Source organism: Blastopirellula sp. J2-11 (genome assembly GCF_024584705.1).
Classification (GTDB): Bacteria; Planctomycetota; Planctomycetia; order Pirellulales; family Pirellulaceae; genus Blastopirellula.
The window spans coordinates 2,862,906-2,884,623 of record NZ_CP097384.1; the positions used below are offsets into that span (position 1 = coordinate 2,862,906).

General features: G+C 56.6%; 16 protein-coding genes. 7 read left to right on the forward strand and 9 right to left on the reverse strand.

Features of this window, described 5'->3' with window-relative positions; translation table 11 throughout:
• Positions 1-72 precede the first annotated feature (72 nt).
• Positions 73-1,041 carry a D-2-hydroxyacid dehydrogenase gene (locus tag M4951_RS11645; RefSeq protein WP_262026655.1) on the reverse strand — a complete coding sequence of 323 codons (969 nt, stop codon included), beginning with the start codon at positions 1,039-1,041 and terminating at the stop codon, positions 73-75.
• Between the two features lie 174 nt (positions 1,042-1,215).
• Between M4951_RS11645 and M4951_RS11650 the strand changes: the two genes are divergently transcribed.
• The 3 genes from M4951_RS11650 to M4951_RS11660 all read left to right on the forward strand — a co-directional run bounded on the left by M4951_RS11650 (position 1,216) and on the right by M4951_RS11660 (position 4,807).
• Entirely contained in the window at positions 1,216-2,631 is a 1,416-nt protein-coding gene (locus M4951_RS11650; RefSeq protein ID WP_262026656.1) for an MATE family efflux transporter, read from the forward strand.
• 707 nt (positions 2,632-3,338) lie between these two features.
• Positions 3,339-4,280 carry a DUF1559 domain-containing protein gene (locus M4951_RS11655; protein WP_262026657.1) on the forward strand — a complete coding sequence of 314 codons (942 nt, stop codon included), beginning with the start codon at positions 3,339-3,341 and terminating at the stop codon, positions 4,278-4,280.
• Positions 4,281-4,426: 146 nt separating this feature from the next.
• Positions 4,427-4,807, forward strand: coding sequence for a hypothetical protein (locus tag M4951_RS11660; RefSeq protein WP_262026658.1), 381 nt, complete (start codon positions 4,427-4,429; stop codon positions 4,805-4,807).
• 139 nt (positions 4,808-4,946) lie between these two features.
• Here M4951_RS11660 and M4951_RS11665 read toward each other — a convergent pair whose 3' ends face one another.
• Positions 4,947-5,438, reverse strand: coding sequence for a DUF423 domain-containing protein (locus M4951_RS11665; protein ID WP_262026659.1), 492 nt, complete (start codon positions 5,436-5,438; stop codon positions 4,947-4,949).
• A gap of 692 nt (positions 5,439-6,130) precedes the next feature.
• Between M4951_RS11665 and M4951_RS11670 the strand changes: the two genes are divergently transcribed.
• The 4 genes from M4951_RS11670 (at position 6,131) to M4951_RS11685 (ending at position 12,473) form a co-directional block, all read left to right on the forward strand.
• A complete protein-coding gene (locus tag M4951_RS11670) occupies positions 6,131-7,141 on the forward strand; it encodes a hypothetical protein (protein ID WP_262026660.1) in 1,011 nt (336 codons plus the stop codon).
• A 1,640-nt stretch (positions 7,142-8,781) separates the two neighbouring features.
• On the forward strand, positions 8,782-9,651 hold the full coding sequence (locus tag M4951_RS11675; protein ID WP_262026661.1) for a TQO small subunit DoxD: 870 nt from the start codon (positions 8,782-8,784) through the stop codon (positions 9,649-9,651).
• A 2-nt stretch (positions 9,652-9,653) separates the two neighbouring features.
• Positions 9,654-11,417 (forward strand): Gfo/Idh/MocA family protein, encoded by a 1,764-nt coding sequence (locus M4951_RS11680; RefSeq protein ID WP_262026662.1) that lies wholly within the window; start codon positions 9,654-9,656, stop codon positions 11,415-11,417.
• A 213-nt stretch (positions 11,418-11,630) separates the two neighbouring features.
• The gene (locus M4951_RS11685) at positions 11,631-12,473 is read left to right on the forward strand and encodes a sugar phosphate isomerase/epimerase family protein (RefSeq protein ID WP_262026663.1); all 843 of its coding nucleotides are present in this window, start codon (positions 11,631-11,633) and stop codon (positions 12,471-12,473) included.
• Here the strand turns inward: M4951_RS11685 and M4951_RS11690 are convergent.
• The 7 genes from M4951_RS11690 to M4951_RS11720 all read right to left on the reverse strand — a co-directional run bounded on the left by M4951_RS11690 (position 12,445) and on the right by M4951_RS11720 (position 21,714).
• Complete coding sequence (locus M4951_RS11690; protein WP_262026664.1) at positions 12,445-12,804, reverse strand: hypothetical protein; 360 nt, start codon at positions 12,802-12,804, stop codon at positions 12,445-12,447. The genes M4951_RS11685 and M4951_RS11690 overlap by 29 nt on opposite strands.
• 81 nt (positions 12,805-12,885) lie before the next feature.
• Positions 12,886-14,847: a PDZ domain-containing protein gene (locus tag M4951_RS11695; protein ID WP_262026665.1), complete on the reverse strand. Its 1,962-nt coding sequence runs from the start codon at positions 14,845-14,847 to the stop codon at positions 12,886-12,888.
• Positions 14,840-15,847 (reverse strand): S1C family serine protease, encoded by a 1,008-nt coding sequence (locus M4951_RS11700; RefSeq protein ID WP_262026666.1) that lies wholly within the window; start codon positions 15,845-15,847, stop codon positions 14,840-14,842. Before M4951_RS11700 ends, M4951_RS11695 begins: the two co-directional genes overlap by 8 nt.
• Entirely contained in the window at positions 15,844-17,565 is a 1,722-nt protein-coding gene (locus tag M4951_RS11705) for a S1C family serine protease (protein ID WP_262026667.1), read from the reverse strand. Before M4951_RS11705 ends, M4951_RS11700 begins: the two co-directional genes overlap by 4 nt.
• Positions 17,562-18,761, reverse strand: coding sequence for an NPCBM/NEW2 domain-containing protein (locus tag M4951_RS11710; RefSeq protein ID WP_262026668.1), 1,200 nt, complete (start codon positions 18,759-18,761; stop codon positions 17,562-17,564). The genes M4951_RS11705 and M4951_RS11710 overlap by 4 nt, the downstream gene beginning before the upstream one ends.
• Positions 18,758-19,813: a hypothetical protein gene (locus M4951_RS11715; protein ID WP_262026669.1), complete on the reverse strand. Its 1,056-nt coding sequence runs from the start codon at positions 19,811-19,813 to the stop codon at positions 18,758-18,760. Before M4951_RS11715 ends, M4951_RS11710 begins: the two co-directional genes overlap by 4 nt.
• The gene (locus tag M4951_RS11720) at positions 19,810-21,714 is read right to left on the reverse strand and encodes a hypothetical protein (protein ID WP_262026670.1); all 1,905 of its coding nucleotides are present in this window, start codon (positions 21,712-21,714) and stop codon (positions 19,810-19,812) included. Before M4951_RS11720 ends, M4951_RS11715 begins: the two co-directional genes overlap by 4 nt.
• Positions 21,715-21,718 lie beyond the last annotated feature (4 nt).

The following is a 21,718-nucleotide window of genomic DNA, read 5'->3' on the forward strand; positions in this document are numbered from 1 at the left end:
TGGGAAAGCGTCTAGGCGAATATGCCGCGCCTGAAAAGTCAAAGCCGCGAGGAGCGTCGCCAACAAAGCCGTTTACGAGGGGGCGTTACGGAGGGGGAATCCGAGACGTTTGTCAACAACATTGATCAGGGGTTGGTTCGTACGGAAACGACGAAGATTTTCACAAAACAAGTCCGTGACGTCATCGTTACGGGTTCGGCCTTGGGCGCCGACGTGAGGAGTTATAATCACATTGTCAAAATCCCAGAGCGGGCTTTCGGGGGGCAAGGGTTCAACTTCGGCCACATCAACGCCTGCGGCGGACAGATGTTGGGAAGTTAATGCATGGATGAGGGCGGACTCGCGAACCACCTGGCCGCGAGCCACATTAATAAAGATAGCGCCCGTTTTCATCGCTGCAAATTGATCGGTGTCGAATAGATGCCGAGTTTCGGCATTTAGCGGTAATGCGAGGATCACAATATCGGACTGTGCCAATAAGTCGTGCAAGCGGTCGGCGGGCCATAATTCATCCACGCATTGCGGTTTGTCGTACGGACAGTAATCGGTCGCGATGATGCGAATTTGAAACGGCGCCAAGATTTCGGCAAGCCGCCGTCCATTTCCTCCCAGACCGACAATCCCGACGGTTTTGCCATGCAGGTCCCCTGTCGGACGGCGGATGTATTCTTTTTTCACCTGGGCGCGAAAGAAGGTTGGCAGCGAGCGAATTACTCCCAATAGCAGCGCCATTGTCTGCTCGGCGACCTGATTCGCGAATAGTCCCGAGGCGCTGGTAACCGGAATTTCCGAAGAAATTACTTCCGGAACCAGGCAATGGTCCATTCCGGCGGCCGAAGATTGGATCCATTTCAGCCGCCCTGCCGCGACCGTTTCTTGCCACGGGACCGGAACTTTAGCGTGTCCGCAGTAAATATCGGCTTGCGGAAGCGCGGCGGCGATTCCTTCCTGGCCGGCGTCAATCACGTTCCAGTCTTCAGCGACGGCGCGGATTTGTTCGAGATGAGCAGGGACAGTCTGATAGCAAAGAACAATATTCATAGGGGCAAATTCGCAGAAACTTTGTCGTAATTTTTCTATCGTACCCGGGGCGACGGCGAAGCGTGAGACCGGTTTGACCTGCGTGCGGATATAATGCGAGCAATTGGCGAACCTATCGGCGACCGCGATGTCCTGGGGAGACCGATTCAAAATATCGCTGCTAGGTTACCCCCGATGGACGCTTCACCCCGCTTGCTCGCCAACAACGCCTCTTGGTGGGGAAGACGCTGCGGAATTCGCGAAGTTTTGATCGTCGCGTTGCCGCTGGTCATCTCGACCGCTTCCTGGTCGCTGACTAACTTTGTCGACCGCATGTTTCTGTTCTGGCACTCCACCGAAGCGATGGCCGCTTCGCTGCCGGCCGGCATGCTTCACTTCTCGTTGCTTTGCTTTCCGATCGGCGTCGCGTCGTATGTAAATACGTTCGTTTCGCAATACAACGGCGCCGGCGAGACCCGCCGAATCGGGCCGATCGTCGTGCAGGGAATGATCTGGGGCTGCGTTGTCGCTCCCTTCTTCTTTTTGGCGGCGATTCCCGCCTATTACATCTTTGCTGCGACCACGGTTGAGCCAGAGGTCGCTCGGCTTGAAGGAACTTATTTTTGGGTGTTGGCCTACGGCGGGGGCGCCGCGGTGGTCGCGAATGCGATGTCGGCGTTTTTCTCGGGCCGGCAAAAGAACGGCGTCGTCATGGCGGTCGACAGCAGCTCTTGTTTGGTCAACATGATCCTCGATTACTTTTTCATTTTCGGTTACGTCTCGTTCGTGCCGGATGGAATCGCCGGCGCCGCATGGGCGACCGTGATCAGTCAGTGGTATAAGATCGCGCTTTACGGCGGTTTGATCTTACTGCCGGCCAACTGGCGGAACTTCGGCTTTGGCGATGCTCGCCTGTGGGATTGGGACGTGATGCGCCGCCTGATGCGGTTTGGCTCGGCCAGCGGCGTGCAATTGGCGCTGGAGGTCTCGGCGCTCACCTTTTTTCTGCTGCTGATGGGGCGGCTCGGATCCGAGGCGATGACCGCGACCAATTTGGCCTTTTCGATCAACGGCTTCGCATTTGTGCCGCTGATCGGCATCGGGATCGCAGTCACAACGTTGGTCGGCCGAGAAATCGGCGCCGGTCAGCCAGAGATCGCCAGCAACGCGACCTGGTCAGGCTTTGCGATTGCGCTCGTCTATAGCGGCGTCATGGCGATGATCTATTGGACGTTGCCCGATATCTTTCTCGCGTTCCACAAAGTCGCGGACGCCGGCGTCGTCGCGCACGCCGAAAGTGTCCTGTCGACAACGACGATTCTGTTGCGATTTGTCGCCTTTTTCTGCTTGCTGGATGCGGCCAACGTGGTGTTTGTCAGTGCGCTGAAAGGCGCCGGCGACGTCAAGTTTGTGATGATCGCCACTTGCGTTATTTCGGTGGTGCCGGTCTGCGTCGGCGCGGCGGTTTTGTTCGCCGGCGGCGGCTTGTACGCCTGCTGGGTGGTGATGACCCTCTGGGTCTTCGCGATGGCGGCGACCAATCTGGTCCGCTTTTTACTCGGCAAATGGCGCGGGATGAAAGTGATTGAACCTGAGTTGGTCTCGGCGTAGGCATATCCAATGGCCGGGGCGCCATGGCCACGGCTTTGCGTGGCCATGATTGTGGGTGAGTGACAGGCTCACTTAGTGACCCACTCGGTTGGCTATATTTCCAGTAGATGCACCGCAGCCAATTCGCCGACTGCATTCATGGCCACGAAGACGTGACCACGGCGCGCGTGCGAAAAAAGGCTGTTGTTCAGTGCCACTCAGCCGTAAACCATTTCGGGAAAGCGGCTTGCGGATCGGTTCGACAAAACAGCCTCTAAGGGGACGTTCTTTGATTCCCCGAAACAGACCGTTCGGTCAAAGTCCGAAAAATTACGAAAATAGTTCGCCGAGGATTGTCGGTCCCACCAAGAAGATTGGGGCAAAAGTGCGCGTTTGTTTCTGGCGCCCTTTTGGGGAAACCCCGGCCGTGCACTGTGATATTGGACGCAAAATCTCTTTTTCGGGCCATTCAGTCATCAGCGAGGATTGCTATTTGGCTTCGAGGGAATGGTGGAATTAAGAGGTGAAGAAAGAGATTTTCCTGACGCCATGTTATGCAGAGGCCCCCCCACTCCAGGAGTATAGAAGTGTTGAATTGCCCTTCGTATTTTAGCGTCTGCCCCCGCGGATAAGCGCAACCCCATCATGCCCATCGGTTGCGAATCAATGGCCTAGCGCAGGTGCGACAGGCTTTGAGTTTATTTTCCATAATTTAGGGGACGCTTAAGATGCAGATCTCTTGGTCCGACGGACGCCGTCGTAGCGCTTTCACCTTGGTCGAGTTGTTGGTGGTCATCGCGATCATCGGCGTCTTGATCGCTCTGCTATTGCCGGCCGTGCAACAAGCACGAGAAGCGTCCCGCCGCATCAGCTGCAGCAACAACTTGAAGCAGTTGGGCTTGGCGATGCACAACTACCACGGCACGTTTCAGTCATTTCCGTATGGTCAGTTCAACGATCAACAGTTGGATGAGGCGACGCAGCAGCCGAATCGCGCTACCTGGTTCGTGGCGACGCTGCCGTTCGTAGAGCAGTCGACCATGTACGACGCGATCAAGGGATCGATGGGGACGACGCCGGCCAATGAGTGGGACGAAACATCGCGTAAGACGGTCTTGAGCGCCTTTGTCTGCCCGTCGGATCCCAATGGCGGAAAGGTCGGCACGGACGGTTTTCAGGGGAACTATCTCGGCAACGCCGGCGTGGAAGCTCTGTCTCAAGCAGAGGCGGCTATATCGGCGACCGACAATACCGGTATGAACGGCTTGTTCTTTGTGAAATCACACATCAATTTCAAGGATATCACTGACGGCACTAGCAATACCTTGATGTTCGGCGAGATTCGTCAAAGCCCTCAAGAGAATTGCACGATCGGCAATTACTGGAACGGCTGGGGAATGGAGACGATGTTCTGCGCGGTGTTTAGTAAAATCAACACGACTTCTATGGACTTTGTTCCTTTCGGGGCCGGAGCCGACAATCCATGGCGGCCCACGCAACAGCTGCCGGCGAGTGCATTTACGGCATATCACCTTCGCAGCGCACATGTCGGGGGCGTAATGGCGACCCGTGCAGACGCATCTGTTTCGTTTCTGCCGAATACGCTTAGCGGCCAAGTGTATAAGGATCTGTTGAATCGCGGTGACGGTTCGGTAGTCCCCCCGTTCTAACGTGGGCGTCCCGCAAGTTGTTGCAGCGGTCTGCGATCAGGCTCGGCGTTCGATGATCTTCGCCTCGGCAGCGCTGATTGCGCGTTGCTGAGGCGTCTGTTCTCTCTGTTTATTGCGATAATATGTTCATAAAAGGAACCCATGTTATGAAATCAATGGTGGGTATGTGGCGAATTTGTGCGCCGTTAGCACTGATGTCGCTGTTTGCATTGGGGTGTTCGCGCGGTCCAGAAACATTCGCGATCAGCGGCCAAGTGACGCTGGATGGGAAGCCGCTTCATTCGGGGAGCGTCGTCTTTTCGCCGATCGATGGGTCAGAGTTCGTCGCTTCCGGAAAGGTCGTCGACGGCAGTTACAAGCTGGACTGCATCTCCGGTGAAAAGCTAGTGCAAATCGGCGGCTATACGGCCGAAATGAAGGTTGTGCCGGTCACCTACGTGAGCGAAGCGTCGGGCTTAACGGCTTCGGTTACCGAAGATGGCGAGATCAGCTTTGATCTTCAATCGAAGCGAAGCCGACGTCGGTAAATCCGGCAAGCAAAGAGCTGCGCCCCAGCGAGAGACGCTCGGCCTGTTGGTTTTTTCGACGGGCGGCTGGGGCGCGAAGAGCTTCGCTCAGAGTCCGGCCAGTTTGAGAAATGTCCCGATGGCATTTCTCAACGAGCAACTAAGCGGGCTGAACGGTTCGGCAGCCCGCTTGGATGGAAGCGACAAGCAGCGCTCCCCAGCCGAGCAGCAGCAGCATCGCCCCGACAGGCGTTAGGATGACAAGCGTAGGTTCGCTCAGCAATGCGCCGATCGAAAGGCCGCCGCTATAGATCACGCTGCCGAAAACAAACGCCGTTCCGCCAACCTGTTGGCAACGAACGCCGCCGTTGATTACTCCCAGCCCGATCAAGGCAAGCGCGCTGTAGAAGAGATATTGAATACCCGATTGATATCTTGCCAGCCGCTGCTCGCTTTCCTGGCGATCAATCGCGCTGATCTCCATCGTCTCACTTCCTTGCTCGCCGTTCGGGTAAGTGCGCCCCGGCATTGGCGTCGCTTTCTCCACCAGGTCTGCGTTGAACTTCGCTACGACGCTTTCGCCGAAGATCGGGGCGCCGAGGACGGCGATCATGCCGAAGAGCGAGCCGGCAATTAAGTTCAACCGCAACATGACAAGAGCCCTTTGTTCAAGATGAGATATGTACGAATGTGGAAGTATGTATTGTAGTGGATGTGTTGATGTTCGGTAGTGCTGGCGTATGGAAATGTGATAAAACTTTAGGATGGCTAGGTTATATTCGCTGTCATGAATTGCTGCATGGCCAGCACGCACTTTGGGTAATCTGGCGTAGCCGCTGGCTGGCACTGACCAACGGCTAGATTTTCCGTGTGCCACTGGCACGGGCGCCCAGGCGACTTTCTTCGTAAGTGCGAATCGCAAGATTTGAAGTTTGCAGGAATCGAAGAATAGAACACGGCAAGTCCACGGCTGGTGTACGGTAGTCGTGGGCTATCGCACTTTCCCTTGCTCCGATGCTTTGCTGTAGAGGAAAGAGAAGAGGCTGGCTGAAAAGAGCCAGTGAAGATATAGGAAGCCGAGGCTCCATGTGGCACCCGAAAAATAGACATCCGACTGTGCCGCCCCGCTCCAGGTCAAGGCCGCTGGCGCCAGCTCCATCAATCGATTTCCGCGTCGTGCTTGCAATGCTTTCGACAGCAAACCCGTGAAGCATGCCTTTTGGCCTTTGATTTACGTGCGATCTGCAAGGATACCACTACCACTAAAGTGGTGTGGCGATTGCTCCGATAGTATGTATGGCGCCCATCTAATCGATTCAATCGGTATTTATTTCGGAGCTGGCAATGTCGTCTTATTGGAAGATTCGCCTCTTATGCGCGGTACTTGTCGCCGTCGCCTTAGTTGGCTGTCATGCGACTAAGCCTCTCCGACGCGATCAAGATGATTTCAGGCAGGCATTGCTGGAGATGGAAACAAATCAGATCTTCAATAATCTCGTGCGTGCCAAGCGTGGTCTGCCAATTATCCATGTTGATTATGATCGAATTTCGGGAGTCGTAACGCAAACGGGTAACGCTCAGATTGGCGGTAGCTATACAGATATCGTAGGAGGCGCCGTCACACGCGTATTGTCTCCATCTGTAAGCGGAAAGCAAGACAATCAGCTGGGAGTTACTGGGAATCCCGTTCGAGACAAGCCAGAAGTATACGTGTCGTACCTTCAGTACCTAGCTCTCGGCGATGGGCTAGTCTTTACAACATTTGCGCCACCGCCAGGCTCCGCGCATCTATGCACGGAGACGTGTGATGGATTCTACTGGGTGCCCACTCATCGAACTGGGGATTTCTTTAAGCTTTCAATGGACGTAATGGGTTTGCGTGGCAAATTACTCGCGTCACCACCATATTTCGAAATCACGTTGAAGGGGGTATCGAAAGTCGAGCCCGGGGTTAGGGTGCTAATGCAAAACGAGAAACTTCCTCTTGGAACACAGCACGAGATGATTGTTGAGCTTAGTGAACCATTAGCCAGGAATGACTCAGGAACCGCAGCTGTTTCAATAGATGGATTCATTGTTCCGGTTCTCTTTTCGGCTGCCCCGGGTATTGCCATTGGCGAAAAGACATCCAAGTTAAAGATTGACTATACATATGGAAACGACATGGATAGTGGGGAAATTCCGATCACTCCCCAGAAATTTATTGACGGCCTGAGGGGGCAAACTGTTAAATTCTATGCTTCGCGATTTCAGCCGGAGCCCCCAAAGCAAGACGTGCTGCTGGGGCAAATCCGTGATGAACTGAATGCCTTACGGTTTGAGACGATTCGACAAGGCAACGACCAAGGCCGGTAGTCCCGTACTTAAATTGAACAAAGCAGCTAATTGCCATGACCAGTCATAGAGATGTCAGTTCGATACAGCTGAATATTCAGCTGGGAAAAACACAGCGAATTTCCGTTGTCGCCGACCATCGAGTCACGCGCGATCTCTGCCGAGTGGGCTCTGATCATCAGACTATGGGACTAACCAGCGTCCACCCCGAATACGTGACCCTTATAAGACAGATATGCTCAAAGATAATGTCTGCAATAGATAATCGCGAAGAGCAAATCACCGTTTCTATTGAGGACGACGGCGTAACAATTACTCCGGACCATCCGTAGACGGATCGTAAAATCGGCAAAGAAAAGGGGGCGAGGGCAATACTGTTTGGCAACAGCTGGATGGCACTGGTGAACTCGCATTCTTTCAGGCGACGCTGGCCAGAGCCAGTGTCTTCTCTTCCATCTGCTGCATTGGATCCAGTAGCAGTCGGGCACGTTGAGCGAAAGATTTTCTATTCGTCGCCGCAACATTCCATCTACCGTCCGCATCACGATTGTTGACGTCTACCTAGGGCTGCATCGCTTGGCGACTACGCCCTAGGCTAGGTTGGGTCGGCCCGCCGGGCCTGGGCAATTTGATGGGTGATCGCTGCGGCTGCGGTCAGAATCTCGCCAAAAATTGTCTCTAGACAAAGCGCACGCGTTTGGGGTCGATTGTGGGATGAGGATTTGGCAGCGTTCTGCTTTGTCGGGCAAATGTCGAATGTCGAAAAGCAGAATGTCGAATGACCCGATCGCCGGACTCCCCCAAAAAAAGCGATCGGTCCAGTCCAACGTTGTCCAGTCCGATCCAACGTTTTCCAGTCCGATCCAACGTTTTCCAGTCCGATCCAACGTTTTCCAGTCCGATCCAACGTTTTCCAGCCGATCCAACGTTTTCCAGCCGATCCAACGTTTTCCAGCCGATCCAACGTTTTCCAGCCGATCCAACGTTTTCCAGCCGATCCAACGTTGTCCAGCCGATCCAACGTTGTCCAGTCCGATCCAACGTTGTCCAGTCCGATCCAACCTTGTCCGGTCCGATCCAATTGGGCCTCCGTTATTTGGAATGGCGGTCACAGTCGCTCGGCTAGCGTATTTGGGCTGGTGTTGGATCGGTTTGACCCGTTGGATAGAAAAATTCAATAGTCCGGTCCGGTCGAGTGCGGGGCTCCAATTGGGGACCAGTTGATCCGTCTTTTTTTCAAGGCGAATTGCGCCCCGCAAGGAAATGCGGTTTTCAACGAATGGGGGGGAGTGAAATCCAGCATCAAGCGAGATGCGTAAAATCCGCATGCATAAATGAATCGAGTCCTGCTTTCAGGCGATTTGTCGGTTTCCGCCCCTGGCTGGGGCGTTTTAGGATGGGCGGCGAAGAGGCCCCCCCATTGGGTTTGGAGGGGCTGTTTAGGCGAAAAAAGGCGCAAATAGATGCCTGTTCTTGGCGAACAGCCTACTTCTGTTCATAATGAGTAGCTATCGGATCGTTCTGCATTCTTGGTGACCGCCCACGACCACACCTCTAGCGCGGCGCCGCTGAAGATCGCGACCTACCGACTTTCAGCCTATCCCGCCTATTCCGCTTCGTAGGGAGTTTGAGCAATAACTACGTCAAAGACCCAAATTGGCATGCTGACGATTGTAATTATCGTCGCGCTTCGCTTAGTCATCGGCTGGCACTTCTTTATGGAAGGGTCCAAGAAGATCAAGTCCGGCGATTTTTCGTCGGCTGGTTTTTTGCGCAACGCCAAGGGACCGCTGGCCGGCTATTTTCGGAACTTGAGCAATGATCCCGACGGTAAATTGCGTCTCGATCGCGATCGCGTGCTCCAATATTGGAATTTCTATCGCGACCAGGCGAACCAACAATTTGGCCTGGATGAAGCCGGCCAGAAGAAAACGCAGCGGACGTACAGCATCTACGTCAATCGGATCGATTCGTACATGGCCGACAAACGGGAAGAAATGGACGAATACTTCCTGGAAGTTGAACGGTTGGCCAAGGCCCGCTCGAAACCAGAAAGCAGCGAACTGCAGTACGAGCAGGAGCGATTGGCCAAGAAAGATAGTGAGCTGTTCGGTAAAATGAATGGTTGGACGAAGGACGTCAAAAAGATGCAGGATGAGTACGTGGAGGATTTGAATCGTATTGGCCGCATGGCCGGAGCGACTTCGACCTTCTCGGTCCGCGATCCGAACCAAATGCCGATTGATGTCGTAGTAACCTATGTCGTATTCGGCAGCGGCGTTCTCCTTATCCTGGGATTGTTTACCCGGATCGCTGCGCTGGCCGCGGCTGGATTCCTGTTGCAAGTGATGGCCGCCCAATGGCCCGGTGCGATCGGCGCCGAGCCGGTTTACAACCAATCAGTCGAATTCGTCTCCCTCCTACTTTTGGCCGCAGTCGGCGCTGGTCGATTCGCCGGTCTTGATTTCATCCTCGGCGCGATGTTCCGCCGGTGTTGCGCTCCAACCACATCTCCAACCGAAGGGGAGTAAATATGAACCTGAAGCCTGACGCCAAAAAGGCGGGTAAAGAAAACTTCAACGAAGCGGTCGGTGTGAATCGGCGCGACTTTTTGAAAGGGGTCATCGCCGCCGGCGCCGTCTCTGGCGGTGGTCTGGGAGCGATGTACTTTGGCTATAGCAAGGTCGAAAACCCGGTGCGTATCGGCGTGATCGGCACCGGCGACGAAGGGAGCGTGCTGATCGGCGCGCTCAATCCTGACTATGTGCAGGTCGTCGCGATCTCGGACATTCGCCCATACAACGTCCATCGCGCTTTTCATGGCGATCATTCCAGCGAAGCCGCTTACTCGGCTCGTCGCGGTTTGATGAACGTCTACGGTTGGAAGACCGAAGAAGAAGCTCGTCAGCATGTGAAAGTCTATGAAGACTATCACGATCTGCTGGCCGATGATTCGATTGAAGGGATCATCTGCGCGACCCCGCTCTTTTTGCATCATCCGGTTGTGATGGACTCGCTGAAGTCGGGCAAACACGTGCTGACCGAAAAGCTGATGGCCCACAACATCACGCAGTGCAAACAGATGGGCCGCGCCGCCAACGAAGCCGACCTGCATCTGGCGACCGGTCACCAACGTCACTACAGCGTGCTGTATGACAATGCGGTCAACCTGCTGCAATGGGGTTTGCTGGGTGAAATTCACCACATTCGCGCCCAATGGCATCGCGGCAACTTGCCTGGCGCCGATAGCTGGAGCCAACCGCTGCCCGGCGGCGAAGTGAACGCCAACGGCAAGCTGGTCGACAAGATCCTCGACGGCATGAAGAAGTTTGAAAAGGCTCACGCCAACGGGAAAGATGGCGATCCTTCGACGCTGGCCAAGAACTGGGCGATGTACGAGCAGTACAAAGCTTGGAACGAAGACCGCAACATCAAGCCTGAGAACTTCGGTTACCAAGAGTTTGAACTGGCCGACGGCCGCAAGATCTCGGCGATGGAAGAACTTTGCCGTTGGCGCTTGTGGGACCGTACCGGCGGCGGCTTGATGGCCGAACTGGGAAGTCACCAACTGGACGCGGCGTCGATCTTTATCAGCGCGATGCGGAAGCAAAAGGATGGCAAGAAGGTTCACCCGCTGACGGTTCACGCCACCGGGGGACGCCAGACCTTCCCGTACGATCGCGATGCGGACGATCACGTCTATTGCACGTTCGAGTTCCCGGGACCAGGTTACGACGCGAACGAGGTCGGTTACTACGACCAGTTCCGTGACTACCCCAACAAGGAAAAAGGGGTTCCATCGTACGAGCAGGATCCGAACAAGAAGGTCGTCGTCACCTACTCTTCGATCAACGGAAACGGCTACGGCGGTTACGGCGAAGTGGTGATGGGGACGAAGGGAACGCTGATTCTGGAGACAGAAAAGGATATCATGCTGCTCAAGAATGGCTCGACCTCGAACGTCAAAGTCAAAGACAGCAAAGATGGCCCGACGATGGATACCCAAGCGAGCGGCGCTCCGACGCAAGCCGCCAACATCGCCAGCGCGGCGACTTCGGGCCCGGTCAGCCGTGGTTATACCGAAGAGATCGAGCACTGGGCTTACTGCATCCGGAACCCTGCTCCGGAAAACAAGCCGAAGTGTCACCCGGAAGTCGCGATGGGCGACGCGGTGATCGCGCTGACGGCTCGCCTGGCGATTCAACGGTCGAACCAAGGCAAAGGTGGTTATGTTCAGTTCAAGCCGGAATGGTTCGACCTGAACAGCGATGCGACGCCGGAAGAAGACCTCGCCTAGAAGGGGCCTCTTAGTTCGCGCTTCTTTGCCGTAATTGTTAACTCATTGACCGCAGCCTTCCAGCTGCGGTCATTTTTTTGCGCTCGGCGCGGGTAGCACGTTGCGGAAGTGCTATCAGGGGCTTAAATTGCGTAGTAATACGAAGTTAGGCGTCTGGTCAACGATTGGCTGGCGCAGCAATCTAGATGATTCCAATCTTGAAGGAGTTGCAACGTGGCAAAATGGCCCTTAGGCGTCTTCGCCAGCATTGATGCGGGACTAGGCGTACAGTTGTCAGTCGCCGAAGAGTTAGGCGTGCCGACGATTCAGTTGCAGGCTCCTTCCAAAGAATCGCGTACTTCGGAAAACGCCGCTAAGTTTCTGGCGACCCTCGCGGCGATGGACATCACCCTGACCTGCGTCTTTGGCGGGTTTGAAGGAGAAAGCTACGCCGACATCCCCACCACCAAAGAAACGGTCGGGCTCGTTCCGCCGGCGACCCGCGCTGAGCGGTTGGCCGAGATGAAAGAGATCGCCGACTTCGCGCGCGTCCTTGATTGCGACGTGATCGGCTTGCATGTCGGATTCATTCCGCACGATACGGCTGATCCGATGTTCGCCGAAGTTGTCGCCGTGACCCAAGAGTTGTGCGATCACTGCGAAGCTAATGAGCAGGCGCTGCACTTAGAGACGGGACAAGAGTCAGCCGAGGGCTTGCTGGGCTTTATCGCCGCCGTCGACCGGCCCAACTTGCGCGTCAATTTTGATCCGGCCAACATGATCCTGTATGGAACCGGCAACCCGATCGAAGCGCTGAAAATGGTCGGCAAGCATGTCGGCAGCGTTCACTGCAAAGACGCGAAGTGGTCCGATGAGCCAGGCGTGACCTGGGGATCCGAAACGCCGCTGGGCGAAGGGGACGTCGGCATGGAAGAGTTTCTGCGAACCGTCAAAGAGATCGGTTACACCGGCCCACTGACGATCGAACGCGAAATTCCGCAAGAGCCGGAACGGCAAAAGGCTGAGATCGGCGCCGCCGTCGAACTGCTTACCGCGCTTCGGACGAAGATCGGCTAACACGCTTTTTGGTGGTCGCTTTGGATGCTGGGGGCGGTCTCAGCATCCAAAGGACGATCAGCAGCGGGATTGCGACGAGCGCCGCTTTCTTCCAGACCGACGAAGCGACCGCGGTGACGATCGCGACCAAGATGATCGACAACGATAGCCAGACCGGCAGCTTGACGATCTCTGGATAGGCGAGCCAGAGCATCGCAAAGACGCCGCCCACTTTGATCAACGCTCCCTGGAAGTGCTCTAGCGACGTTCCCTGCAGGTCGAACAGGAACATCCCGGCGCCGATCAGACAGCAGACGATGGCGACAATGCCGATTTTGGTACGAGAATTCACGATGGCGATTGTCTGGCGCTGTTCAATCAGCGCTGTTTGCATGGAGGGAAGGCGTCGCACAGGCGGAAGCAAATCGCAGGCTTAGATTCGATCGAGCGAATCAAGCCAGCGAGTGATCGCAGTACGATCGTCATCGGTCAGCTTGTCGGCGCCTTTGGCCGCGCTGCGATGGACGACGGGGAACTTCATCTTGGCGAGCGCTTCATCCAGCTTCTTCAACTGCGCCGCTTGCGGCGACATGTCGTCGTAGAGCGTAAAAATTGCGAGACGATGAAGCGGGTCATTATCAGGAGGTTGCACGCCGCGCGGAATGGGCGCGGCCAAGGTGACGACGCCGGCGATCGCTTCTCGGTTTTCAAAGGCGACCATGTAGGCCATCGCACCGCCGCTGCGAACGCCGACCAGCGCCGTGCGGCCTGGGGCGATATTGTATTTGCCGGCCAACTGTTCGATGCATTTGCGCACGACGCCGGTTTCGGACGGCGTCCAGCGCTCTTTCGACGCCGGCGACACCGACAGGAGAATGGCGCCGGACTGTTTACAAACCGCTTTCCACGCGTCGATCGTCGCTTGCTTATCGACGTCGCCTGGTTCTTGCAGCAGAACGAGCAAGCTGTAGCGGCGATCGGCGTGATAGTCGTCTGGGATCCAGGCAAACGCCGCGTTCGGCTCTTCGGCCAAGCGAACTTCGACTTCGCCGGTCTGCGGCGGTTGGGCTGGTTGCTCTACTTCTTTCGACCAAGCCGCCGGCAATTCGCCAGGCACGCTGGTCGGCAAGGTCGCCAAAGTGATCTCGGCGTTCTTTTCTTCTTCGCCGCGCCGGTAGACCAGTTGGATCGCCGTATCCGGCTCCAAGGCCGAGATCTGAGTTCGCAACTCATCAACGGTCGTCGCCGGTTTGTCGTTGACTCGCACGATCACATCACCGGCCGTCAGGCCAGCCGTTGCGGCGGGGCTATCGGCTAGCACGTCGCGGACGACGATTCCTTCGGCGTCGCGCACCGGCAAGATGCCGAGAAACGGATGAGCGTACGGCACTAGCACCGCGGTCAGCGTCGCTTTGACTTCGACCGAATCATCGCCGCGCTGCAAGGTCAAAGCGACCTCGTCGCCGGCGTACATCGGTTCGAGCTGGTGTTTCATTTGAGCATGGTTAACAACCTGGCGCCCTTGGATGGCGGTGATGATGTCGCCGGCAAGGATACCCGACTCTTGAGCGGGTGAATTGTAGCGAACCGCTCCGATCTCGGGGCGATCGGCCATGATGTCGTTCCCCTTCAGACTGATTCCCAGCAAGCCTTGCCGGAGGTCTTCTCCCTGCATCAACTTTTCTAGGCGGGGCTGCATCTCGGTCAGGGGAACCGCGAAGCCGATGCCAGAGTCATACCAGTCGGCGCCTGCCTGAGGACCGGTCGCTTGCGGCGATAGCGACGTGATGACGCCGATGACGCGACCATGAATGTCGATCAGCGCGCCGCCGTAGTTGTTCGGTGAGATTTTGGCGTCCGATTGAATCGCTTTGCCCCAGACGCGATGCAGCGCGCTGAGCACGCCGATTGAAGCGTTCGCGTCGACCGGCGAAAACGACTTGCCGACAGCGATCGTCCATTGGCCGACGCGAAGGTCGTCGCGAGGAACAAATGTGGGTACCGGCAGCGGCTCTTCGGCGTTGATCTTCAACAGCACCAGGTTGCGACTGTGATCGCGGGCGATGATTTTAGCCGAGGTGCGTTTGCCGCCGGGTAGCGACGCCAAAATAGAGGTCGGTTCATGGACGAAGTTATAACTGCTGGAAAGCAGGTAGCCGTCGGCCGAAACGACCAACGCACTGCATGGGCCGCCGCCGGCGAGTTGATCGCCAACTTTTTCGAGGCCGCCGACCGTTTCGATCTGAATGACCGAGGGGGCGACAACTTCGACCGCTTCGCGCAGCGCTTTCTGTTCGAGCGTATTGAGATCTTCCGCCCCTTGGATGACCGCCGACAGGGACGCGAAGAAACCGAGGGCGACCCCCAGCATTGCGAGCGAGTATTTCTTATTCATTAAGCGTAACTTCGATAAGTTCGTCGCCGCGAAGCAGCGTCAGACGGACGGGATCGTCCCGATCAATAAAGGTTAGCTCTTCGCGCAGATCTCGCTGCGAAGAAATCAGTCGCCGCTCGACAAACATCACCAGGTCGTTGGGCCGCAAACCGGCGGTCTCGGCCGGCGATTCCGGCGCGACACGTTCGACAAACGGCGGCGTTTTCGGCAGCACGTCCGGCAGCAGGATCAAACCAAGTTGCGCCAGCGTAATCGGCTGCATTGGACGATTTTGATTTTCATCGCGAGAGCGAGGGCGAAATCGGCCGCTGAGGATATCTTCGACCGAATTTTGCAGCTCACGAATCGGTATCGAATAGTTGAGCCAAACGTTGTTGGATGCATTGCGAATTTCTTTGCCTAGCACGCCTGCGATTTGCCCTTGCTGATCGGTCAACGCTCCGCCGGCGGCGCCGGGGTTGTTGGTCATCGCGTCGACGACGTAGACCGGGCCTTTGTAGCGAACCTCGGCGGCGCTGCGTCGTCCTTGCAGGTCGGTGATTGCGGTGATGTACCCATGCAGCACGCTCGCCGGTTCGTCGCCGGTAGCGATGCCGTACAAGTTGCTGAAGGTCAGAACGCGCTGTCCCGAGGTGAGCTCGACCGACTCGTCCAGGTTGAAGAAGGGCAAGTCGTCGGCGTCGACTTTCAGGACGGCGACTTCCAGTTCGGGATCGGCGCCGACCAGTTCGGCCGTAAAACGGCGACCATCGTTGGCGACAATGGTGATGACGCTCGAATCAAGCACGTAGCTCCAGACCGTCAGGATGTGTCCTTCCGGCGAAATCACGAAGCCGCTCTGGTACGATTCCAAACCGCGTAGACCGCCGGCGCCAAAGATCTTGACGATTCGAGGCTGCACGCCGCGAATGGTTTTCGCAAGCGAAGACTCGGCCTGCGCGGCCGAGGTCAGCAAGCCGAGCGAAAGGGTCAGCGCAATAACAAACGGGCTACGGTTCATGCGGCATCCTTCGGTTCGGACGACGACAAGGTCCACTTCAGACCATGTAGGATATTGTAAATCTGATCGCCGCGGCGAATGATGATTTTGGTTGGCAGCCGGACTCCCTCGAAATCGTCATACTCCTGGAAACGGAGCTCGCACGGATCCGAGTCTGCTTCGGGGAACATTTCCATCGCGATTAGATCGCCGGTCTGGGGAGCGAAGTAAAAACGCGTTTCGATCGCATCGTAGAGCCCGATCAGTACGTCGAATCGCTCGTCGATCGAATCCAATGGCGCGGTTCCTAAGTAGGAGACCTCGCCGAATTTTTCGAGGCCCTGCAATTGCAGTCGCTGCCAAGCATGCAGCGCGAGCAGCAATCCGCCGCTCCCGGCAGGTTCCAGCTTGCTGGTCAAATCTCCTTCGATCTCGATCGTCGAATCTCGGCCTGCGACCGAAGCGGTCACCTTCAGCGGGCTCAATTCAATTTGCGCGGCGTCGCCGTCCGCTAGTTGACCGGCGACTTTCCAGACGTCGAGGGAAGAATCGTCTCCTCGCTTCCAGGCTTGCCAGGTGCGGTCACGCTGCTCCAGATTGAAGTGATAGTTCGCGTAGCCAGAGCGAGCTTTGAACAGCTTTTTCAATTCATCCGAGACCGGCTTCGCTTCTTCGTCGTGATCTTCCGGATGAGATCCATCGGGGCTTGGAGGAGCGACCGACTTTTGGATTTTGGCGAGCAGTTCTTCCCGCGAATGGACCCCCGCCAAGCGAACGATAATGTCATGCCGTTCGCCGCCGCGGAAGAAGCCGACCGGAACGCGCCAGCCGCGCGGATAAATGCCGAGTGCGTTTTTAAAGCCGTTGACCGTCGTGACCGGTTTCGAGCCGAACGAGACAAGCTCGTCGCCGTAGCGGAGCCCGCGACGATAGGCGTCGGACGTGTCCAGGATGTTGGTGACGATCACTTCGCCTTCGGAATCGGTCGAAACCGTCGCGCCCAAGGTTGCGTGGTCGACGACTCGGCCGCTTTTCAGGTAACCGAGGAAGTTCATCACCTGGTTCATCGAAATTGCGTAGCCGACGCCGACATTGACGCGTCCTCGCTTCTCGATCGAGATCCTGCCGTTGATGCCGATCACTTGGCCATCGCGATTGAAGAGGGGCCCGCCCGAGTTGCCGGGGTTGATCGAAGCGTCGGTCTGAATGCAATCGGTGTATTCAATCAACGTGCCGCTGGGGTACTGATAGCGTCCGACGCCGGAGACCATGCCCCAGGTGACGGTTGGCTGCATGTCGGTCGCCAGTAAAAAGGGATTGCCGATGGCGAAGCACCAATCGCCGACTTCCACTTTGTCGCTATCGCCGATTTCTGCGGCTGGAAAATCGTCGCGGCCTTGCAATTTGATCAGCGCGACGTCCCCGACCGGATCGATACCGACGATGACGGCGTCATACAATTGCCCATCCGAAAGGCTGCACTTCATGAACGATCCGGCAGGATCGGCGACGTGATAATTGGTGACCGCATAGCCGTCACTGGAGATCAAGACTCCGCTGCCGCCGCCGGCGGCGCCGGCGAAAACGCAAACCGCAGAGCGGGTCGCTTTTTCGACCGCCGCGATCCGAGCGTTCTCGGCGTCTAAGACCTCTTGGGGAGGCGCAGCATCAAGACTCGCGAACGTTCCCAAAAACGCCGCGGCGAAACAGAGCGTGAAATAGGCGATACTACGCATCATTTAATCAGCCGTGGTTGGCACAGATAAACGCGGTCCCCTAAATCGCCGTTGCCGGCGAAGTCGACGACAATTTTCAGACGTCGGGCGCCCCGAACGTCGCCGTGTATATCGAGAGACGTTTGATTCTCATCCAGCACTTGGTCGACCAGCACCGTTTTGTCGGCCGTGATCGTCAGTTGCAAGGGACCGCTCGCCCCTGCTGGTAAACCGGCGAACGCATAAAACTGCCGCACATCTTCTGGAAGCAGATAGGTCAGCTCGGTGTGTGCATGCAGCGCGATGCCGTTGGCGAACGATTTCGCTTCGCCAGCCAGCGAGAGCTCGAGCGGCTGAGCGGCCGAGCCGGTTCGGACATCGGGTGCATAGATCAGCGAGAGCTGGTCACGCGACAAGTTAGAGGGAATAAAGCTCGTCCATGCGTCTTGATCGGGCGAGAGATCGGTCAGCGGAATAATGTTGCCGGCGGCGAAGTCGATCGCTTTGAGCGCCGCGAGCGCGACTGCGAACTTGCCGCCAGAGACCGATTCGATCTGCAATAACTGTTCGTCCAGCATGATTTTGCCGGCGAAGATCACTCCGCCATCTTGCAGTTCAAGCTTGCAGATCGGCGTCGCTAGTTTGCGGTTGTTACGTTGGTAGAAGAGGAGCCCGGCCATTTTGCTGAGCGGGATTTTGGCCTCCAGCTCATCGAGCTGAATCGACGCTTTGCCATCAATGATCGATTGAATGATCGCTTCTTGATACGAGAGGTCATCGCCGCGGCGAATGACGACGGCGTCTCCCAGAATCTTTTCTTCTAGCAATTGATCCCAACGCTTATCGAACGAACGCTGGTCGCCATCGAGTCGCAGCATGCGCAAAGCAGTCGCCGGAACTTCGAACAAGTCGAAGTTTTGAGACGTGACGATGAACTTGCGATTCTCGAGGATAAAGTTTTTCACCTCCAGACGCGAACCATCGGCCAATTGCAGCAACGCGCCGCCCGACTCCGGCGAGGTTTCTTCGCCAGGGAAATCAACCCGCATCAACGAATCGTACGGAAAGGTCTCGTCGCCAACGCTCGTGCGCAGACCGATCTCATCCGCCGAGAGTTGACGCAACTCTCCGTGCATGGTGCGACCGTCCAGCGTTTCGACATCGACGTTGATCGCCGATAACGTGGATGCTGCGATCATGATGAGCGGAATGCAATTCACTTCGTATCCTCTTCGCGGGCCAGCTTGCGGAAATATTCTTCGATGACGCGTCGATAGTGCGATGGAAATTCGTTGGAGATGTGCTGCAACGCTTCTTGTCGCTCTTTGGGAGGCAGATTGCCCCAGTTGTCGCCGGGGTTCATCTTCTTTGGGTCGACGTTGCCGGGGCCTGAACCGCCGGCCGGCATCGTGTCATTCAAAGGACTGCTCGGCTGCGTGTTGTTGCCTCCTTGCTGACCTCCCTGCGATTGTTGCTGTTGCTGCTGCATCTGCTTTTCAAGATCTTCGATCATCTTGTCGAGCTTGGCGACCACATCTTCTTCCTGCGTACGAACCTTTTTGCCGGCGCGCCCCAGATCAAGTCGACGCTCGACATCGCGCATCAGACGCGCGATTTCGTCCAGCGAATCGGTCTCGAGCGGTTGAATGTCGGCCAGCATCAGTTTGGCGACCGTCAGATAGCGGGGAGCGATCTGTTCTTGGTTCGAGAGCAACGTTCCGAGGGTTGCGACGCAGTCTTCTTTCTTCAGCAAGTAATGTTCGCAAACGGCCCGATGAAACAGCAGCGCCGCCGGGTCGGCGACCTCGGCGACCGGCGCCTCTTTCAACTGCAGGTACGCTTCATCCAGCATCCGCTGTTCGGCGAGCCAACGGCCATATTGGAAACGTAGGTTATCGCGCATCCATTTGGGAAACGGTTTCGACTCGTCGGCCAACCAGGGGAACTGCGGGAGTTCGGCCTGGACGCTGGCGCCGAGCGTCGTCACCGCGAGTTCACGTGCGTCGGCGTCGATAATCGCAGCGGTCTCTAGCAAGCGGATACCCAACTCGGCAGGCGTGTCGCTGGGGGCCTCCTCTGGCCAGAGCTGCGAGACGGCGGTCATTTGTGCTTCGGGAGCGTCTGACTCGGTGAGCCAGTCGATCAACTTTTGGCGGATCTCCGGATATTCCGGGTTACGCCAGTCGGCCTGTTTTTGCAATGCATCCGCCGCACCGACTGCGGAAACAGTCGCCAGGCTCAGCACGATCGAAAGCAAGAGACGCGGCGTCATTTGTTTTTCCCCAAAACGTTGTCCTGCGTGATTTGGTAGACGCGTTGTTGCCGTTGGGCGAGTTCGCGGAGCGCGTCGAGCACTTCCTCGCTCGTCGCTTGACCCACTTCATCTTCGAGATCGCGTAATAGTTTCGAGTACCGATCGGTCCGCTGGTTGATGCGCACCTGCATCGACTTGATCAATTTCAACTCTTGGATCTTGTTGACCAGCGATTCGTCTTGCTGGCCCTGCTGCTGTTGTTGTTGCTGCTGTTGTTGCTGTTGACGTTCTTCCTGATCCTTTTGGGCCTGCTTGAGCGCGGCCAACAACTCTTCCAGTGCGTCAATCACGTCTTGCTCAAGCGTCAACGTCAGCGGATCAACTTTGGATTGGCTCAAGCGATCAGCGATTTGCTGCATGTCGTCACGCAGTTGCTGCAGCGCTTCGGGAAAGGCGATCGACGATCCCTCTTCTTGCAATAACGTCAACGCCTTGTCGGCCTCTAGCACAATTTGCTTTTCAGCGAAGGCCAACTTGCCGGCTTGAATGTCTTCGGCGGCGCCGCGCTGCGGTTCGGGGACCTGCGACAAGCGTTCTGAATCGTCGTACACTTTCAGTTGCATCTCAAGCATTTTGGAGAAGCGGGCTTCCAACCGGGCCAGCACGCGTTCGATTTCTTCTTCACGCAGCTGACGCAGCACTTCTTCTAACTCAGCGATCGCTTTGGCCAACTCGCGTTCGGCCTCTTTTTGCTCTTCGATCGCTTCTTCGGTCTTTTTCTCGTCGAGATTCTTCTTCGCCTCTTCCATGCGCCGCTGGGCTTCTTCGACGCGCTGACGCGCCGGGAAGTCAGGCTGTTGCTGCTGTTGTTCTTGTTGTTGCTGATCGCCGGGCTGGGGCTCTCCTGGCTGCGGTTGACCCGGCTGAGGTTTTCCCGGTTGCGGTTGCCCGGGCTTTGATTCTCCTTCGCTCGGCTTCGATTCGCCTTCGCTGGGCTCATTGGGAGATTGCTCGCCTGGCATCGGTTCGCCGGATTTCGACTCTTCGCCCGGTTTCTTTTCGCCGGACTCATCTTCGTCCGGTTTTTTCATTTCCCCTTCTTCACCCGGTTTGTCTTCGCCGGGCTTACTTTCACTAGGTTTCGACTCGCCGGGTTTGGATTCCCCCGGTTTCGATTCTGAGCCTTCAGAAGGCTGGGACTCCCCTTCCCCTTTGCTCGGTTTCGCTTCGCCTTCACTGGGCTTTGAGTCCCCCTCTTGGCTGGGCTTCTCACCGACGGGATCTTGGTCGCCGTCCTGCTCTTCGCCAGAGGGATCCCCTTCAGATTGGGGCTCTTCGTTCTCTTTCATCCGCTGGGCAAGTTTCGCGGCGTCTTGCGACAGTTGGTCTTGTCCTTCCGCAAGTCGCTCAGAGTTTTCTCCCCCTTCGGCGCGACCTTGCAGACTGCGCTGGCGATTGAGGAGCTTGCGCGTGTCTTTGATGTATTCGCGAATTCGCTCTTGTTCTGACTTCAATTCGTCGTCGCGGTTCTCACTTTGCAGCAATTGCAGCAAGTTGCTGAGATCTTTCGAAACATCCTTTTGGCCGTCGACGGCTCGTTTCAATTTGCCATCGCCGAGGATCGCCGCCAGCGATTCGAGTTGCGAACGAATCAGCTTGTCTTTGCTGGAATGAGCCGCTTCACGCAGCAGTTTCGCGCGATCGGGATTCTCAATCTCGTCGATCTCGGCCATCTTGATCATCAGATCTTCGAGACGCGAAAAGCCTTGGGCGAGCCGCGCTTGGCGTTCGGACAGCGCGGCTTCGGGTTTGGGCTCGACCGGCGCTTCGCCGGCGTCTTGGGCTTGCAGGCAAGCGGCCAGGGATAGAAAGACGGTGACCGCAGACGCCGTAAGCGACAAATTGCGTACATAGAACATCGGT

Bases quoted from the DNA above. Each gene is read 5' to 3' on its own strand.
- M4951_RS11645 (WP_262026655.1), bottom strand. From the start codon at position 1,041: ATGAATATTGTTCTTTGCTATCAGACTGTCCCTGCTCATCTCGAACAA.
- M4951_RS11650 (WP_262026656.1), top strand. From the start codon at position 1,216: ATGGACGCTTCACCCCGCTTGCTCGCCAACAACGCCTCTTGGTGGGGA.
- M4951_RS11655 (WP_262026657.1), top strand. From the start codon at position 3,339: ATGCAGATCTCTTGGTCCGACGGACGCCGTCGTAGCGCTTTCACCTTG.
- M4951_RS11660 (WP_262026658.1), top strand. From the start codon at position 4,427: ATGAAATCAATGGTGGGTATGTGGCGAATTTGTGCGCCGTTAGCACTG.
- M4951_RS11665 (WP_262026659.1), bottom strand. From the start codon at position 5,438: ATGTTGCGGTTGAACTTAATTGCCGGCTCGCTCTTCGGCATGATCGCC.
- M4951_RS11670 (WP_262026660.1), top strand. From the start codon at position 6,131: ATGTCGTCTTATTGGAAGATTCGCCTCTTATGCGCGGTACTTGTCGCC.
- M4951_RS11675 (WP_262026661.1), top strand. From the start codon at position 8,782: ATGCTGACGATTGTAATTATCGTCGCGCTTCGCTTAGTCATCGGCTGG.
- M4951_RS11680 (WP_262026662.1), top strand. From the start codon at position 9,654: ATGAACCTGAAGCCTGACGCCAAAAAGGCGGGTAAAGAAAACTTCAAC.
- M4951_RS11695 (WP_262026665.1), bottom strand. From the start codon at position 14,847: ATGAATAAGAAATACTCGCTCGCAATGCTGGGGGTCGCCCTCGGTTTC.
- M4951_RS11700 (WP_262026666.1), bottom strand. From the start codon at position 15,847: ATGAACCGTAGCCCGTTTGTTATTGCGCTGACCCTTTCGCTCGGCTTG.
- M4951_RS11705 (WP_262026667.1), bottom strand. From the start codon at position 17,565: ATGATGCGTAGTATCGCCTATTTCACGCTCTGTTTCGCCGCGGCGTTT.
- M4951_RS11715 (WP_262026669.1), bottom strand. From the start codon at position 19,813: ATGACGCCGCGTCTCTTGCTTTCGATCGTGCTGAGCCTGGCGACTGTT.
- M4951_RS11720 (WP_262026670.1), bottom strand. From the start codon at position 21,714: ATGTTCTATGTACGCAATTTGTCGCTTACGGCGTCTGCGGTCACCGTC.